The sequence below is a fragment of the Pseudomonas sp. 21LCFQ010 genome, from assembly GCF_024129905.1.
In the GTDB taxonomy this organism is placed as follows: Bacteria; Pseudomonadota; Gammaproteobacteria; order Pseudomonadales; family Pseudomonadaceae; genus Aquipseudomonas.
Genome location: NZ_JAMYDZ010000009.1, coordinates 45,795 through 61,761, shown reverse-complemented (window position 1 = coordinate 61,761; position 15,967 = coordinate 45,795). Strand labels below are relative to the sequence as shown.

The window sequence follows — 15,967 nt, the reverse complement described above, 5'->3', positions numbered from 1 at the left end:
CAGAACCCGCGCCAGACAAGGCGCTCAGCATTGACACTAGATGCTCTTGAGAAAAATGGGTGGCGGATTTCCGCCTGTTTTAGAGGTTAGCGGCTTAACAGTGGCGGGTATCCGCCTGCGCCCTGAGCAGCACGCTTTAGCGCTGCACGCCCGTCAGCGCCCTGCTGGCCGACAAGCGCAATCTGCCTGTGGCGCGGCCTGCCAGAGCGGCCAGTGCCGGTGGGCCTGCCATGCCAGCGTTGGCGGAAATACGCCAGTCACTCGGCGGTGAAGTGAATGCGAAACAGCGCACCGCCCAACGGCGACTCATCCAGGGTCAATTGTGCGCTGTAGCTTTCGATGATGTCCTTGACCACCGCAAGACCAATGCCCTGCCCGGGGTTCTGCCGGTCCAGGCGCTCGCCGCGCTGCAGAATGCGCGCGCGCTGGCTGGCTGGCACACCGGGGCCGTCATCTTCAACACACAGTTCGTCGCCAGACTCCAGCGCCATGAAACTGATACGCACCTCGCCCAGGCACAGCCGGTAGGCGTTCTCCAGCAGGTTGCCGAGCAGCTCCATCAGGGCAGCCTCTTCCATGGGCACCTGGCAGCGCTCCGGCAAGTGCAAGGTGACATTGACCGTTTTGTCGCGGTAAACCTTCTGCAAGGTGTTGCACAGGCTCTCGACCACCGGCCGCAGTGCGACGTAATGCCGGACCAGACCGCTCTTGCGCAGGCTGGCACGCTGCAACTGGTAGCCGATCTGCTGGCTCATGCGTTCGATCTGGGTTTGCAGCACCCGCGCCTGCTCAAGGTCTTGCGGGCGCTTGGCAATGGTTTCGCTGACGCCCTGCAAGACGGTCAACGGTGTTTTGAGGCTATGGGCCAGATCACCCAGCGAGTCGCGATAACGAATCCGCTGTTCACGCTCGCTGCGTAACAGGCGGTTGAGCGAGCCGGTCAGGCGCAGCAGTTCACTGGGGTGGTTCTCGCTGAGGCTTTCCCGCTCGCCGGCTTCCACCTGGTCAAGCTCGCGGCTGACGCCTTTGAGCGCCTTCAGGCCCCAGGTCAGGCCCAGCCACAGCAGGCCAAGCAGTACGATCAGGGCGCCACCGAAGCCCAGATAAAGCTTTTTGCGCAATTGGCCAACGGTTTCCTGGTAGCCGTGCAACGGCTGCACGGCGACGATGCTGAACGCCGCATTACGCCCGCCCAACAGACGGATTTCCACGTCGTAGACGAAAAACTCGTTGCCGTTGTCGGTCTTGATCCGGTTGAACTTGCTGCCCAGGCCGTCATATTCAGGGCGGTAATCGAGATCTTCGCCCTCACTGGCCAGCGAACGCCAGACCAGTTGGCCCTGACGGTTGAAGATATAGCCGTGCAGACGGCTGCCCGGCAGGTTGAACTGCTCGCCCGGCAATAAAGAAGGCATCATCAAACCGCCGCTCTCGACCCGCGCGGCGGAAATCATGGTGGTCACATCGGCAGCCAGGCGCTGCTCGATGGCGCCACGCAGCGCCAGGCTAAAGGCGCTTTGCAGTGCCGGCAGCATCAACAGCATGAAGATGACCGCGAGGGTCGCTGCCCCCAGCATCAAGCGCAGGCGCAGCGAACGGATCATGTGCAGCGCTCAGTGAACAGATAGCCCATGCCGCGCACGGTTTCGATGGGTTTGAACGCGGCGGCGGTGTCGAGCTTGCGGCGCAGGCGGCCGACCAGCACTTCGATCACGTTCGGATCGCGCTCATCATCGTCAGGGTACAGCTGCTCCATCAAACGCTCTTTGGGCACCACCTGCTGGTGATGGAGCATCAGGTATTCCAGGATGCGGTATTCGTAGGCCGTCAGCGCCAGCGGCTGCTCTTGCAGGGTGGCCTGCTTGCGGTTGAGGTCAAGCAGCAAGGGGCCGGCGGTGATGGTCGACTGGATAAAACCGCTGGAGCGTCGCAACAGGGCATTGAGCCGTGCCTCCAGCTCTTCGAACTGGAAGGGCTTGACCACGTAATCATCGGCGCCGGCAGCCAGGCCTTCGACCTTGTCCTGCCAGTTGCCACGCGCGGTGAGGATCAGGATCGGAAAGGCCTTGCCCAGGGTGCGCAACTGACGAATCAGATCCAGCCCGCCCAGGCCCGGCAGACCCAGATCGATAATCGCCAGGTCATGATTGAATTGCCCGACCTGATACAGCGCCTCCTCGGCATTGGCCACCGCTTCCACCACGTGTCCGGCCTCGCTCAGGCGCGTATACAAGTGATGGCGCAACAGCGCCTCGTCCTCGACCACCAACAACTTCATGCAGCTCTCCCGGATGCGGCTGCACCCTCAGGACAAAAAACGGCGATCGTCATGATCACCCGGTAACCGCCGGTTCCATGGCAGGCATCATAACGACCTTGCTGCGACTACGGTAATAGGCCAGCGCTGAACCCCGACTGAACACCTGCGGCACACCCATGACAGACCTGAACGGGCAAATCGGCTAGGCTGTGCGCTCCCCCACTCTTGCAGAAAAGGAATTGCCCATGCGTGTCTGGATTGCGTTGACCTTGATGGGCCTGGCCGGGCTGGCGCAGGCGGCGGTAAAGACCGAGCAGATCAATTACCAGAGTGCTGACGGTACGCAACTGGTCGGCTACTACGCCTACGATGACGCGATCACCGGCCAGCGCCCAGGCGTTCTGGTGGTCCACGAATGGTGGGGGCTGAACGACTATGCCAAGCGCCGCGCCCGCGACCTGGCGCAACTGGGCTACAGCGCGCTGGCCATCGACATGTATGGCGATGGCAAGAACACCGAACACCCCAAGGACGCCCTGGCATTCATGCAGGCCGCGCTCAAAGACAGCGACGCCTCCAGCAAGCGCTTCGACGCCGGCCTTGAGCAACTCAAGAAACAGCCGCAGACCAACCCGGCCAAAATTGCCGCCATTGGCTACTGCTTCGGCGGCAAGGTGGTGCTGGACGCCGCCCGCCGTGGCGAACCGCTGGCGGGCGTGGTGAGCTTCCACGGCGCCCTGGCCACCCAGAGCCCGGCCAAGCCAGGCATCAAAGTCCCCATGCTGGTGGAACATGGCGCCAGCGACAGCATGGTCACCGCCGAACAGGTCGCGGCCTTCAAACAGGAAATGGACGCGGCCAAGGCCGACTACAAGTTCGTCAGCATCGAAGGCGTCAAACACGGCTTCACCAATCCTGACGCGGACCGCCTGAGCCACGGTGAGCATGGCGGGCCGGACATTGGCTACAACAAAGCCGCCGACCAAAGCTCGTGGGCCGACATGCAGGCATTCTTCAAGAAAATCTTTGGCTGATAGCCCCAACACCGTTGGCGGGGTTTTAGCTGCTATGGGCCCTGACCCTTTCGCGGCTAAAGCCGCTCCTACGCCCGTAACCGACGACACACGACCATGACCCGACACCCGCCCCTCCCCGCCTGCTGTCCTGATCTCACGCTCCACTGGCCTCTGCCGGAAACGCTATCAGGGGTGGTATTAATTAGCGGATCATTCGACCCGCAGCAACTCGCCCCCAGCGACTGGTCACTGTGCAATATCGAGCCACCGGCCAGCATCCAGCGTTCGGTGGCCAAGCGTCAGGCTGAATTCCTCGCCGGGCGCCTGTGTGCCCGTCAGGCCTTGCAGCAGCTTGACCGGCGTCTCTATGTGCCCGCCATCGGCGAGGACCGCGCACCGGTCTGGCCTGCCGATGTCTGTGGTTCGATCACCCACAGCACCGGCTGGGCAGCGGCCATCGTTGCACCGCGCACGCACTGGCGCGGCCTGGGCCTGGATGCAGAAAGCCTGCTCAGCCATGAGCGCGCCAGCCGCCTGGCCGGAGAAATCCTTACCGCAGACGAACTGGCCCGTCTGCAACAGTTGCCAGAGGAGCAACTGGCGCTGTGCGTGACCCTGACCTTTTCGATCAAGGAGGCGTTGTTCAAGGCGCTGTATCCGCTGGTTGGCAAACGCTTCTACTTCGAAGATGCACAGGTACTGGACTGGTCGATTGACGGCCGGGTGCGTCTCGGTCTGCTGTGCGACCTGTCGGAACAATGGCAGCACGGTGCAGTGCTGCAGGGGCAATTTTGCCTGCATGACGACCATCTGCTGAGTCTGGTGGCCGTGGCGGCGTGAAGGACGAAGGTTTACGGCGGCTTTGAGCCCGTCGGCAACGGGCAATACTCACAGCGCCCGACCCACTCGACCCGATGACTCAGGCAACAGCTGCGGCGCTGGCGGCGGGGGGTATAAACAATGGTCTGGTATAACGGGTTGCGACGCCCGTCAGCCTTCAGCCGCTGGCTCAGTAGCGGCCAGCCTTTTTCCGCGAGCGGCGCGTCAAGACGAATCAGGCAGTGTTCCAGAGCTTCCCCGGCGCTGCTCCACAACACCGTCCGCGGCACACCGCCATAAGCGCTCAGGGCATTGACCAACGGGGTCAGCAAGTCATCCAGCAGGTCGGCAAAGCACTGTAAAGGATCACCACCCGGCGCTGCTAACACAGCACCTGCGGCAAGAAACTTCACCCCGGTCGGGATACCCCGCTCATCAAGTGCCACCGCCACGCGCTCAAGCCCCAATGGCCAATGCCAGTCCTGGGTTATCGAGGCCACCAGCAGCGGCGGGATCACCAGCATGAAGCCGTACTTGGCCCACTGCGAGACCAGCACATCTCGCTGCTGCGGCATCAAGTGCGCGCCATAGAGATTCAACAGCAGAGCCTCCAGACGCTGCGGCTGCAGCAGTTCAGCCAGCGTCAACAGCGGACGCTGGTCATCCTCGGCCACGATATGCTGCATGAACGGCTGTAGCTGAGCGGCAACGTGCAGCATCACGGCTCGACCTTTTCTGCGGTCTGCACGCGCGGCCAGGCCAGGCTGAAACAGGCACCGCCCAACCGCTCGCTACGGCCGATCAAGGCCCGCCCCTGATGCCAATTGATAATGCGCCGCACGATGGACAACCCCAGGCCATGACCGCCTGAGGTGCGGGTGCGGCTGTCGTCCAGACGCATGAAGGGGGTAAAGATCCGCTCCCAGGCACTTTCCGGCACACCCGGGCCATCATCCTCGACGTCAAGCCGGCAGCGGCCATCCTCGACCCGGAAACTGATGCTGACCCGCGACTCGGCATGGCGCATGGCATTGCTCACCAGGTTCTGCACGGCACGGCGCAGATAACGCGGTTCGGCCTCGACCCAGGCATTGCTGTCCTCGGGGTCGATCCGACAGACACCACGGGCGACCCGCACTTGGGCGCGCAGCGGCGCCAGCTCGGCAATCACCTGATCGATCAGGCTTTCAAGATCGACCCGCTGGAAATCCAGGGTCGGCGCGCCCTGCTCCAGACGCGCGTAGGTCAGCATCTCGTCGACCAGCTTGTCGAGGTCCTGAATGTCGTTGTCCATGCCGATCATGTATTTGTGTCGCGCTTCGGGGCTTTCGGCATCCTGGACCATCTCCAGGCCAAAGCGCAGGCGCGCCACCGGTGTGCGCAATTCGTGCGACACGGCACGCACCAGTTCCCGCTGGATGGTCAGGGAGCGCTGCAAATGCTCGGCCATGCTGTTGAACGCCGTGGCCAGCCTGCCGACCGAGTCGTTGCCGCTGCTGGGCACGCGGGTCTGCAAACTGCCTTGGGCGATCAGCGTGGCGGCAGCCTCCAGCGCCTGCACCCGGCGCTCCAGGCGGCGCACCAGCCAATAAACCACCAAGCCGATAAAGCACAAACCCAACAGTGCAATGCCCACCAGCACGTCGGTCGGGTATGGCCGCATCTGGTACAGCGGCCCCAGCTCCAGCACCCATTGGGTGTCAACGATGCCAGACAGCACCCGGATCGAATCACCGCCCTTGCCCAGCGCCATCACCGTATCGCCTTCATAGATGCGCCGGCGCTGATCGTCGTCCAGGTCAGCCAGGTCCAGAGGCAACAGTTGCAAATCGAAACCGAAGCCCTTGTCGGCTTTCAAGGCCTGCAAACGCGCTGGCTGCTCTGCGGCCGGCGCGCGCACCAGTTCATCGCTCAGCAAATACAGGGTGGCTCGCGCCAACTGCTCGGTGATCTGCTGCACCTCGCCAGTCAGCAATAAAGGCTCATTGACACTGAGTTGGCGATAGACCTTGGCCGCGTGCGGCCCGGTCTGTTCGACCACCACCTGGCCTCGCAGCAAACGGCTGCGCGCGCTGCTGTCCAGTTGTGCCTGGTCAGGCGTCTGCAGGCTCAGCGGAATACCTAACAGACGCTCCCAGATCGCCAGGGCCCGCTGGCGCTGGAGATCGTTCATGGTCGCCAGATTGTCACCCATCAGAGCGAAGGTGCCATGGGCCATGCGTTCACGGTATTGCTCGCCGCGCTGCTGGTTAAGCACATGCAGCGACAACGTGCCAAGCAGCGCCACCAGAATCAGCACCCCCAGCATGCCGCCATAGATACGCAGGAAAATGGCGTTCATGCGGGGTTCAGCAGGGTCAGTTGACGGGCCGCTTCGGCCACGAACAGATATCCCTTGTTGCGCACCGTCTTGATCAGCCGCGGGTGTTCAGGATCGTCGCCGATCCGCGGGCGGATACGGGAAATGCGTACATCGATAGAGCGGTCCTGGCCGTCGTAGCCGACCCCGCGCAGGGCGGTGAAAATCTCTTCCCGAGACAAAATGCGCCCGGCATTGCTGACCAACAGCCACAACAGGTCGAACTCGGCGGCAGTCAACTCGATGAGCTGGCCATGCAGCGATGCCTCGCGCAACCCGCTGTCGACCTGCAACGGGCCGAAACTCACCCGCTGCTGGGCACTTGGCGGCGTCGGCTCGCTGCGACGTAACAGCGCATGGACCCGCGCCAGCAGCACCCGCGGGTGCACCGGTTTGCAGACAAAGTCATCGGCCCCGGTGTCCAGCCCTTGTACCTGGTCACTGTCATCGGTCCGTGCGGTGAGCATCAGAATCGGCCCGGCATAGTACGGGCGGACCCTGGCGCAAATGCTCAGGCCGTCTTCGCCGGGCAGCATCAGATCGAGAATCAGCAGGTCCGGCTGCATCTCGATGATCCGCGCTACAGCCCGCGCGCCATCGCCCTCAAGGCTGACCTCAAGGCCATTGGCTTGCAGGTAATCACGGGTCAGTTCGGCCAGCCGCTGGTCGTCTTCGACGATCAGCACCCGCCAGGATTCATCAGCCATGCGCAACCTCCCTCAGCACTGCCGCGAGTGTAGCAATGCCGCAGGCTTTGCCCCAGCGTCAGTTGCCCGGTGGCGGCGATAGCAGACGAGGCGCCAGAGGACTTGCCGAGTTGTTTTTTTGTGATAGGGTTCGCGCCCGCAAAATTGCACCCATCGCCAGCGCAGCCAGAAAAAAAACAGCGACCAACGGTTCAACGTACAGAGGCTGCGGGCTGGACCGCGTTATACACCCTGCAATGCACAAACTGTGCACAAGTTTATCCACAGGCAGTGCGTTGAACTGAGGCTAGAAACGCATTATCTTGTATGTCCTTTCCTGGACAGACCCTAGATGTAGGGTTTGGACCAAAAAACCGTGAACACAATTCGAGGCAGGTTTTCAAGCCCTTTAACTTGAATTTGTGGAGTTGAACTAAACGCAGGATCCGTAGCCAAACCGCTCGCGCGAATGGCCCGATGTAATCGGCACGCTGCACTGCACGTCCTGCAACATCGAATATGCACTATCCAGAGATTTCCAGGCAGCGTGCCAACCCGCTGCCTTTTTGATTTAAAGCCGGGGAACGCGCACAGCCTTCCTCAAACCGGCCAAAAGCCGGCCACGGTGGGCAGCAATGCCCGAACATACTTAAAAATGTGGAGCCCCCCATGCAGACAGACACAACTCGCGAGAACCAGCCGACCGCTGCGCCGCAACCCGCCCAGGCCCAACAGGACCTGAGCGCTACTGCCCCCGGTCAATTGCGTGTCATCAAGCGTAACGGTACTGTCGTTCCTTACACCGACGACAAGATCACCGTGGCCATCACCAAGGCGTTTCTTGCAGTTGAAGGCGGCACCGCCGCCGCGTCGTCGCGCATCCACGACACCGTGGCGCGCCTGACCGAACAGGTCACCACCACCTTCAAGCGTCGCATGCCATCGGGCGGCACTATCCACATCGAAGAAATCCAGGATCAGGTCGAACTGGCGCTGATGCGTGCCGGCGAGCAGAAAGTTGCCCGTGACTACGTGATCTACCGTGATTCGCGCGCCAAGGAACGTGCCGGCCGCGCCGCTGCCGACACCGCCGTCAAGCCGCACCCAAGCATCCGCATCACCCGTGCCGATGGCAGTCTTGAGCCGCTGGACATGGCGCGCCTGCACACCATCGTCAGCGAAGCCTGTGAAGGGCTGGCCGAAGTCGACGCCAACCTGATCCAGAACGACACCCTGAAAAACCTGTACGACGGCGTGGCCATCAAGGACGTCAACACCGCCCTGGTAATGACCGCCCGGACCCTGGTCGAGCGCGAGCCGAACTACTCGTACGTGACCGCCCGCCTGCTGCTCGACACCCTGCGCGCCGAAGCCCTGAGCTTCCTGGACGTGGCCGAGAGCGCCACCCACCACGAAATGGCCGACCTGTACGCCAAGGCCCTGCCGGCCTATGTTGCCGCCGGTATCAAGTTCGAGCTGCTCGACCCGGTACTGGCCGGCTTCGACCTGGAAAAACTCGGCAAGGCGATCAACCACGAGCGTGACCAGCAGTTCACCTACCTGGGCCTGCAGACCCTGTACGACCGCTACTTCATCCACAAGGACGGTATCCGTTTCGAACTGCCGCAGGTGTTCTTCATGCGCGTGGCCATGGGCCTGGCCATCGAAGAGAAGCAGCGTGAAGACCGCGCCATCGAGTTCTACAACCTGCTGTCGTCGTTCGACTACATGTCGTCGACCCCGACCCTGTTCAACGCCGGCACCCTGCGTCCGCAGCTGTCGAGCTGCTACCTGACCACCGTGCCGGATGACCTGTCGGGCATCTACCACGCGATCCACGACAACGCCATGCTGTCCAAGTTTGCCGGTGGTCTGGGCAACGACTGGACACCGGTACGCGCACTGGGCTCCTACATCAAGGGCACCAACGGCAAGTCACAAGGCGTCGTGCCGTTCCTGAAAGTGGTCAACGACACCGCCGTGGCGGTCAACCAGGGCGGCAAGCGCAAAGGCGCTGTCTGTGCCTACCTGGAAACCTGGCACATGGACATCGAAGAGTTCATCGAGCTGCGCAAGAACACCGGTGATGACCGTCGTCGTACCCACGACATGAACACCGCCAACTGGATCCCTGACCTGTTCATGAAGCGCGTCTTCGACGACGGCAAGTGGACCCTGTTCTCGCCATCGGAAGTGCCGGACCTGCACGACCTGACCGGCAAAGCCTTCGAAGAGCGCTACGAGTACTACGAAGCCCTGACCGAATACCCTGGCAAGATCAAGCTGTTCAAGACCATCCAGGCCAAAGACCTGTGGCGCAAAATGCTGTCGATGCTGTTCGAGACCGGCCACCCGTGGCTGACCTTCAAAGACCCGTGCAACCTGCGCAGCCCGCAGCAGCACGTGGGCGTGGTCCACAGCTCGAACCTGTGCACCGAGATCACCCTGAACACCAACAAGGACGAGATCGCGGTCTGCAACCTGGGCTCGATCAACCTGCCGAACCACATCGTTAACGGCCAGCTCGACACCGCCAAGCTCAAGCGCACCGTAGACGTTGCCGTGCGCATGCTCGACAACGTGATCGACATCAACTACTACTCCGTGCCGCAGGCGCGTAACTCCAACCTGCGCCACCGCCCGGTCGGCCTGGGCATCATGGGCTTCCAGGACGCGCTGTACCTGCAACACATTGCTTACGGTTCCGATGCTGCCGTGCAGTTCGCCGACACCTCGATGGAAGCGGTCAGCTACTTCGCCATCCAGGCTTCCTGCGACCTGGCCGACGAGCGCGGCGCCTACGAGACCTTCAACGGCTCGCTGTGGAGCAAGGGCATCCTGCCACTGGACTCGCAGCAGATCCTGATCGAAGCCCGTGGCCAGAAGTACATCGATGTCGATCTGAAAGAAACCCTCGACTGGGCGCCAGTTCGCGAGCGCGTCAAGAAAGGTATCCGTAACTCGAACATCATGGCCATCGCGCCGACCGCGACCATCGCCAACATCACCGGCGTGTCGCAGTCCATCGAGCCGACCTATCAGAACCTGTACGTGAAATCGAACCTGTCGGGCGAATTCACCGTGATCAACCCGTACCTGGTCCGCGACCTCAAGGCCCGCGACCTGTGGGACTCGGTGATGATCAACGACCTGAAGTACTACGACGGTTCCGTGCAGCAGATCGAGCGTATCCCGCAAGAGCTCAAAGACCTGTACGCCACCGCGTTCGAAGTCGAAACCAAGTGGATCGTCGACGCCGCCAGCCGTCGCCAGAAGTGGATCGACCAGGCGCAGTCGCTGAACCTGTACATCGCCGGCGCTTCGGGCAAGAAGCTGGACGTGACCTACCGCATGGCCTGGTACCGTGGTCTGAAAACCACTTACTACCTCCGTGCCCTGGCCGCGACCAGCACCGAGAAGTCGACCATCACCACCGGCAAGCTCAACGCGGTATCGAGCGGTGGCCACGGCCCGGACGACTCGGCCATTGCTGCGCCGCGCCCAAGCGAAGCAGCACCGGCAGGTCCGGCCCCCGTGCCGAAGGCCTGCGCCATCGACGAGCCTGATTGCGAGGCTTGTCAATAAGCACCGATAGAGTGCAGCCGATACATTGTGTTGGCTGCCTCCTCAGGTGCTGAAAAAAGCCGGTACGCTCAACGGATAATCGTTGGTCGTATCGGCTTTTTCATACACGCAGGAACGGCGTTTGTCCGACGCTCAATACACTTTTTTTCGCTACACTGAGGCCTTTGAAGTGTCCGAGAACGCCCTCATGCCTGCTCCCTCACTACAAGCCAAAAAGGCTTACTACGCCAAGATGCGTCGCTCCAACTATGCTGCCAGCCTCCGGCTTGAAGGCTTCGATAGCAAGCCTGCCGACTTGCACAGTGCACGACCAACTCGTGAAGAATTGCTGAAAATCTATCGTGCTGATCCGGCGTGATGCGGGATAAATATGGCACAGGGCAAGACCCTTACTGCTACCCAGGTACCAGCCTGCTGCGTAACCGACTTGGTTTGAAGGATGAGCAGATACTGGAACATGCAGAGCTTGAATTGTCTGAACTGGCTGCCGACAGCATAGAGTTCGGGCAACCGCCTTACGATCTTCAGTACTTGAGCAATATCCATCGCCAGCTGTTTTCAGATATTTATGACTGGGCTGGGCAGCTACGCACCATCGATATTTCCAAAGGAAATACGCTTTTCTGCACGGTCTCACGCATAGAACCAGAAGCTGAACGGCTTTTCAAAAGCCTGGCCAATGCCAACTGGTTTCAAGGTCTGGACCGAGCAAGCCTGATCATTGCCGGTGCCGAGATGTTCGGCGACCTTAATATGATTCATCCCTTCCGTGATGGTAACGGCAGAGCGCAACGCATCCTGTTCGAACATCTCATCATCAATGCAGGTTTCCAGATCGACTGGTGGGGCGTCGGTATTGATCAATGGGCACAAGCCAACATCAATTCCGTGGTGTGCGATTACCGTGCAATGCAAGCCGTATTTGAACAATGCGTAGGTGACGCAATCGAATAGATCCGCTGGTCACCCGTCCATTCAGCTCTCAAGTAATCCTGACCTCATGCCCCCCCTGACACCCGTCAGCTTTCTTCACCGTTACCAGTCCCAGAATCACCTAAGTCGAGAATAATTATCGACGGCCAATGAAACTATATCTTGTGCCTACACTCAAAAAGAAACACAATATAGGCGTTTTAAGTGTGACCCGAGCGCGTTTTCCCGGCAGGAAAAAAGCCCTAGGCAGCGATACGCAAAGCAGTGATTTCACAAACTGATTTTCTCAACGGGTGAAGCAGTGCACAGCAATATTCTGTATACTTCGCGCCCTTGATCCAGGGTACTCACATGACCAATTGCACACGCAATGTCGGCTCACCTGACTACAACCGAGATTCGTATCGCAGGCTCGCCTGCCACTGCCCACGTCGCGGTGGCCCAAGCAAAAAACGCAGCCTCAAGCACCCGACACCGTAGACGCCTCGACAGATCGAGAAAAATTCCGTTGCCAGCGCACCCTTCGCAACGCTGGCAGCCCATACTTTGAAATTCACCGGTCACACAGGGCACCTCTAGAAACCTGAGCGATGGCAACGCAGGTAGTTTTTAGAGATGCCCGACGCGACCCTCAAGCAGGAGATGTACCCATGCTGAGCTGGGACGAGTTCGATAACGAAGACGGCGAAGTCGCCGCTGCCAAACCCGCTGCCCAGGCTGCCAAAGGCAATGAAGGCGCGCTGGATCGCCTCGACACCGACGGCGGTGCCGCCGCCGTTGAAGCGCGCGCCGTCACCTCCAGCGACTCGGCTGCCGTGGCTCGCGCCAAACAGGCGCTGAACGACCTGGACATCGCCGAAGGTCTGGCTGAACTCGAAGGTTCCTCCGCTCGCGTGGCGGTCGACGAAAAGCGCATGATCAACTGCCGCGCCGACCTCAACCAGCTGGTGCCATTCAAGTACGACTGGGCCTGGCAGAAGTACCTCGACGGCTGCGCCAACCACTGGATGCCGCAAGAGGTCAACATGACCGCCGACATCGCCCTGTGGAAAAACCCTGAAGGCCTGACCGACGACGAGCGCCGCATCGTGCTGCGCAACCTGGGCTTCTTCTCCACCGCCGACTCGCTGGTTGCCAACAACCTGGTGCTGGCCGTGTACCGCCTGATCACCAACCCGGAGTGCCGCCAGTACATTCTGCGCCAGGCCTTCGAAGAGGCGATCCACACCCACGCCTACCAGTACTGCATCGAGTCGCTGGGCATGGATGAAGGCGAGATCTTCAACATGTACCACGAGATCCCGTCGGTCGCGAAAAAAGCCGCCTGGGGCCTGAAGTACACCCGTTCGATCTCCGACCCGGAATTCAAGACCGGCACCCCGGAAACCGACAAAGAACTGCTGCGCAACCTGATCGCCTACTACTGCGTTCTGGAAGGCATCTTCTTCTACTGCGGTTTCACCCAGATCCTGTCCATGGGCCGCCGCAACAAGATGACCGGCGTCGCCGAGCAGTTCCAGTACATCCTGCGCGACGAATCCATGCACCTGAACTTCGGCATCGACGTGATCAACCAGATCAAGATCGAAAACCCGCACCTGTGGGATGCCGAGATGAAAGAAGAAGCCACGCAGATGATCCTGCAAGGCACCCAGCTGGAAATCGAATACGCCCGTGACACCATGCCACGCGGCGTACTGGGCATGAACGCGGCGATGATGGAGGACTACCTCAAGTTCATCGCCAACCGTCGCCTGACCCAAATCGGCCTGAAAGAAGAATACCCAGGCACCACCAACCCGTTCCCGTGGATGAGCGAGATCATGGACCTCAAGAAGGAGAAGAACTTCTTCGAGACCCGCGTGATCGAGTACCAGACCGGCGGCGCGTTGAGCTGGGATTGATCGCTGTGGGAGCGACCTTGGTCTGGGCGGCACTCCGACGAAGAGGCCAGTAAAGGCACTGTATATGCTTCGAATGTGCCGCCTTCTTCGCTAGCAAGCTAGCTCCTACTTAAAGCCTGGATCGCAACGATTGCAATCCAGGCTTGCACTCCTACAGCATCAACCCACCGCCCCCACCTTCACCCAACGCTGCTCTTGGGCTGATCGGCGCGCCGCTTCTGCCAGTCGCTCGACCTCCCAGGCTTCCTGAAAGTCCACCCCAGTGCTATCGGGCTGGCCCGCCAACGCCTGCAACACGCCACGTACCTCCAGAGTCTTGAGTTCGTTGTAGCCGAGCTGATGCCCTGGCGCCGGGCAAAAGGCCGCATACCCTGGCAGGTGTGGCCCGGCCAGCAGAGTACGGAATCCGCTGGTTTCGGCGCGGGAGCCGGGTTGGTAGAGGCGCAGTTCGTTGAGCCGCTCCTGGTCGTAGACCAGTGTGCCGCGTGTGCCGCTGATCTCAAAACACAGCCGGTTCTTGCGCCCATGGCGCAGCCAACTGGTCGTCAGCGTGCCACGTGCGCCGTTGGCAAAACGCATCAGGATATGTGCCTGATCATCGACCTCAACCTGGCGCGGCCCATTGGCCGAAGGCCGCTGGGCATGCACGGTGTGCAGGTCGGCGCAAAGGCTGTCGACCTCACCGAGCAGAAAGCGCGACAAGGAAAGAATATGGCTGCCGAGGTCAGCCAGTGCACCGCCGGCCTGGCGGGCTTCACAGCGCCAGCCAAATAGGGCCTGCGGATCGGCCATGAAGTCTTCGCTGAATTCGCCGCTGTAGCCGACGATTTCGCCCAGCTCACCACTGGCAATCAGTTCACGGGCCAGGCCGAGCATGGGGTTTTGCAGGTAGTTGTAACCGACACGGGTGACCACACCGGCAGCGCGGGCGGCATCGCGCATCTGGGTGGCCTCTGCCAGGGTCGCGGCCAGCGGTTTTTCGCAGTACACCGCCTTGCCTGCGGCCAGCGCCGCCATGGCCATCGGATGATGCAGCAGGTTTGGCGTGGTGATCGCCACCAGATCGACATTCGGATCATTGATCAACGCCTCCCAGCCCATCGCCTGCTGGAAGCCCCAGGCCCGCGCGCAGTCGGCGGCCCGTGCCGGGTCAGCGTCGGCCAGCGCCACACAATCGACCTGCAGGGGCAGGTCGAACACCGAACCTGCATGTTGAAACGCCAGGGCGTGGGCGCGCCCCATGAATCCGGTGCCGATCAGGCCAAGACCGAGTCTTTGCATGAGAGACCTCTAAGACAGAAGAAAAGACCCGGCAGGCCAGCCGCCGGGCAAGGAAGATGCTTGTTCAGCGCTTGGCTTTGCGTTTGTTGCGGTACTGATCGACGATCACGGCAACGACGATGATCACGCCCTTGATGATGTCCTGAATGTAAGCGTCCACGCCGAGGAAGGTGAAGCCGCTGGCCATCACGCCAAGGATCAACGCGCCGATTACCGTACCGGTGATACGGCCCACGCCGCCCGCCAAACTGGTCCCGCCGATCACCGCAGCGGCGATCGCGTCCAGCTCGTAGGACATGCCCATGCCGGCCTGGCCGGTGGCGGCACGTGCCGAAGCCACCACCCCGGCCAGCCCCGCCAGCAGACCGGCGATGCTGTAAACGATGACCAGATGGCGTTTGACGTTGATCCCGGAAATCCGGGCGGCCTGCATGTTGCCGCCAATCGCGTAGGTGTACTTGCCGTATTTGGTATAGCGCAGGGCGACATGGAAAATCACTGCCACCACCAGGAAGATAATCACCGGCATCGCGCCGTTGCCGATCGCGGTATAGCTGTCTGAAAGCATGCTGACCGGCTGACCTTCGGTGTAGTAACGGGCCAGGCCACGGGCCGAGACCATCATGCCGAGGGTGACGATAAAAGGCGGGATGCCGGTAATGGCAATCAGGCTGCCGTTCACCGCACCGGCGAGCAGCCCGACGAACAGGCCCGCCATGACCGGCACCCAGACCGGCATGTCGGTCAGCGAAGGAAACACCGCCCGGCCAAAATCAGAGGTTTGCGCCAGACTGGCAGCGACCATCGCTGACAACGCCAGCACCGAGCCGGAGGACAGGTCGATACCGGTGGTGATAATCACTTGGGTAACCCCAATGGCCAGCAGGCCGATCACCGAGACTTGCAGGATCATCAGCACCAGGCGCTGAGAGTTCATCAAAAAGCTCTGGTCGCGAATCACCCAGCCGAACGCTTCAAAGGCCAGGCCAATACCGAACAGTACAAGCAAAATACCCAATTCGGTGGGCATGCGCCGCCGGCGGCGTGGAGCGGATGTTTCCAGGGTCTTCTTGTCGGAGACGGCAGTCATGGGAAGGTCCTCTTGTTCTTGGAATTTTCGACGA

The 15,967-nt window shown here is 61.0% G+C and carries 13 protein-coding genes; 6 read left to right on the top strand and 7 right to left on the bottom strand.

Annotated elements, in window-relative coordinates; translation table 11 throughout:
• Positions 1-257 precede the first annotated feature (257 nt).
• Positions 258-1,604 (bottom strand): ATP-binding protein, encoded by a 1,347-nt coding sequence (locus NJC38_RS12670; RefSeq protein WP_045482180.1) that lies wholly within the window; start codon positions 1,602-1,604, stop codon positions 258-260.
• Positions 1,601-2,278 carry a response regulator gene (locus NJC38_RS12665; RefSeq protein ID WP_045482183.1) on the bottom strand — a complete coding sequence of 226 codons (678 nt, stop codon included), beginning with the start codon at positions 2,276-2,278 and terminating at the stop codon, positions 1,601-1,603. The genes NJC38_RS12670 and NJC38_RS12665 overlap by 4 nt, the downstream gene beginning before the upstream one ends.
• A 227-nt stretch (positions 2,279-2,505) precedes the next feature.
• On the opposite strand from NJC38_RS12665, the gene NJC38_RS12660 reads away from it, so the two are divergent.
• Together NJC38_RS12660 and NJC38_RS12655 are read left to right on the top strand one after the other, a co-directional pair.
• A complete protein-coding gene (locus NJC38_RS12660; RefSeq protein WP_253115053.1) occupies positions 2,506-3,294 on the top strand; it encodes a dienelactone hydrolase family protein in 789 nt (262 codons plus the stop codon).
• Between the two features lie 96 nt (positions 3,295-3,390).
• The gene (locus NJC38_RS12655) at positions 3,391-4,116 is read left to right on the top strand and encodes a 4'-phosphopantetheinyl transferase (protein ID WP_253115052.1); all 726 of its coding nucleotides are present in this window, start codon (positions 3,391-3,393) and stop codon (positions 4,114-4,116) included.
• Positions 4,117-4,127: 11 nt separating this feature from the next.
• Here the strand turns inward: NJC38_RS12655 and fhuF are convergent, their stop codons facing one another.
• Genes fhuF through NJC38_RS12640 form a run of 3 tightly spaced genes read right to left on the bottom strand, consistent with a single transcriptional unit; the run spans position 4,128 to position 7,161 of the window.
• Positions 4,128-4,814, bottom strand: coding sequence for a siderophore-iron reductase FhuF (gene fhuF / locus NJC38_RS12650; RefSeq protein WP_045482193.1), 687 nt, complete (start codon positions 4,812-4,814; stop codon positions 4,128-4,130).
• Positions 4,814-6,436: an ATP-binding protein gene (locus NJC38_RS12645; protein WP_045482196.1), complete on the bottom strand. Its 1,623-nt coding sequence runs from the start codon at positions 6,434-6,436 to the stop codon at positions 4,814-4,816. Before NJC38_RS12645 ends, fhuF begins: the two co-directional genes overlap by 1 nt.
• A complete protein-coding gene (locus NJC38_RS12640; RefSeq protein WP_045482199.1) occupies positions 6,433-7,161 on the bottom strand; it encodes a response regulator transcription factor in 729 nt (242 codons plus the stop codon). Before NJC38_RS12640 ends, NJC38_RS12645 begins: the two co-directional genes overlap by 4 nt.
• 648 nt (positions 7,162-7,809) lie before the next feature.
• On the opposite strand from NJC38_RS12640, the gene NJC38_RS12635 reads away from it, so the two are divergent.
• The 4 genes from NJC38_RS12635 to NJC38_RS12620 all read left to right on the top strand — a co-directional run bounded on the left by NJC38_RS12635 (position 7,810) and on the right by NJC38_RS12620 (position 13,562).
• On the top strand, positions 7,810-10,725 hold the full coding sequence (locus NJC38_RS12635; RefSeq protein ID WP_253115051.1) for a ribonucleoside-diphosphate reductase subunit alpha: 2,916 nt from the start codon (positions 7,810-7,812) through the stop codon (positions 10,723-10,725).
• Between the two features lie 187 nt (positions 10,726-10,912).
• The gene (locus tag NJC38_RS12630) at positions 10,913-11,083 is read left to right on the top strand and encodes a YhfG family protein (protein ID WP_253115134.1); all 171 of its coding nucleotides are present in this window, start codon (positions 10,913-10,915) and stop codon (positions 11,081-11,083) included.
• Positions 11,083-11,679: a putative adenosine monophosphate-protein transferase Fic gene (locus tag NJC38_RS12625; RefSeq protein WP_253115050.1), complete on the top strand. Its 597-nt coding sequence runs from the start codon at positions 11,083-11,085 to the stop codon at positions 11,677-11,679. The genes NJC38_RS12630 and NJC38_RS12625 overlap by 1 nt, the downstream gene beginning before the upstream one ends.
• 629 nt (positions 11,680-12,308) lie before the next feature.
• The gene (locus NJC38_RS12620; RefSeq protein WP_045482210.1) at positions 12,309-13,562 is read left to right on the top strand and encodes a ribonucleotide-diphosphate reductase subunit beta; all 1,254 of its coding nucleotides are present in this window, start codon (positions 12,309-12,311) and stop codon (positions 13,560-13,562) included.
• Between the two features lie 159 nt (positions 13,563-13,721).
• On the opposite strand, the gene NJC38_RS12615 is transcribed toward NJC38_RS12620, so the two are convergent.
• Together NJC38_RS12615 and NJC38_RS12610 are read right to left on the bottom strand one after the other, a co-directional pair.
• Positions 13,722-14,843: a Gfo/Idh/MocA family oxidoreductase gene (locus NJC38_RS12615; RefSeq protein WP_253115049.1), complete on the bottom strand. Its 1,122-nt coding sequence runs from the start codon at positions 14,841-14,843 to the stop codon at positions 13,722-13,724.
• A 64-nt stretch (positions 14,844-14,907) separates the two neighbouring features.
• A complete protein-coding gene (locus NJC38_RS12610) occupies positions 14,908-15,933 on the bottom strand; it encodes an ABC transporter permease (protein ID WP_045482216.1) in 1,026 nt (341 codons plus the stop codon).
• Between the last annotated feature and the right edge of the window lie 34 nt (positions 15,934-15,967).

Excerpts from the sequence above, each read along its gene's own strand:
- NJC38_RS12670 (WP_045482180.1), bottom strand. The coding sequence starts at position 1,604 with ATGATCCGTTCGCTGCGCCTGCGCTTGATGCTGGGGGCAGCGACCCTC.
- NJC38_RS12665 (WP_045482183.1), bottom strand. The coding sequence starts at position 2,278 with ATGAAGTTGTTGGTGGTCGAGGACGAGGCGCTGTTGCGCCATCACTTG.
- NJC38_RS12660 (WP_253115053.1), top strand. The coding sequence starts at position 2,506 with ATGCGTGTCTGGATTGCGTTGACCTTGATGGGCCTGGCCGGGCTGGCG.
- NJC38_RS12655 (WP_253115052.1), top strand. The coding sequence starts at position 3,391 with ATGACCCGACACCCGCCCCTCCCCGCCTGCTGTCCTGATCTCACGCTC.
- fhuF (WP_045482193.1), bottom strand. The coding sequence starts at position 4,814 with ATGCTGCACGTTGCCGCTCAGCTACAGCCGTTCATGCAGCATATCGTG.
- NJC38_RS12645 (WP_045482196.1), bottom strand. The coding sequence starts at position 6,436 with ATGAACGCCATTTTCCTGCGTATCTATGGCGGCATGCTGGGGGTGCTG.
- NJC38_RS12640 (WP_045482199.1), bottom strand. The coding sequence starts at position 7,161 with ATGGCTGATGAATCCTGGCGGGTGCTGATCGTCGAAGACGACCAGCGG.
- NJC38_RS12635 (WP_253115051.1), top strand. The coding sequence starts at position 7,810 with ATGCAGACAGACACAACTCGCGAGAACCAGCCGACCGCTGCGCCGCAA.
- NJC38_RS12630 (WP_253115134.1), top strand. The coding sequence starts at position 10,913 with ATGCCTGCTCCCTCACTACAAGCCAAAAAGGCTTACTACGCCAAGATG.
- NJC38_RS12625 (WP_253115050.1), top strand. The coding sequence starts at position 11,083 with ATGCGGGATAAATATGGCACAGGGCAAGACCCTTACTGCTACCCAGGT.
- NJC38_RS12620 (WP_045482210.1), top strand. The coding sequence starts at position 12,309 with ATGCTGAGCTGGGACGAGTTCGATAACGAAGACGGCGAAGTCGCCGCT.
- NJC38_RS12615 (WP_253115049.1), bottom strand. The coding sequence starts at position 14,843 with ATGCAAAGACTCGGTCTTGGCCTGATCGGCACCGGATTCATGGGGCGC.
- NJC38_RS12610 (WP_045482216.1), bottom strand. The coding sequence starts at position 15,933 with ATGACTGCCGTCTCCGACAAGAAGACCCTGGAAACATCCGCTCCACGC.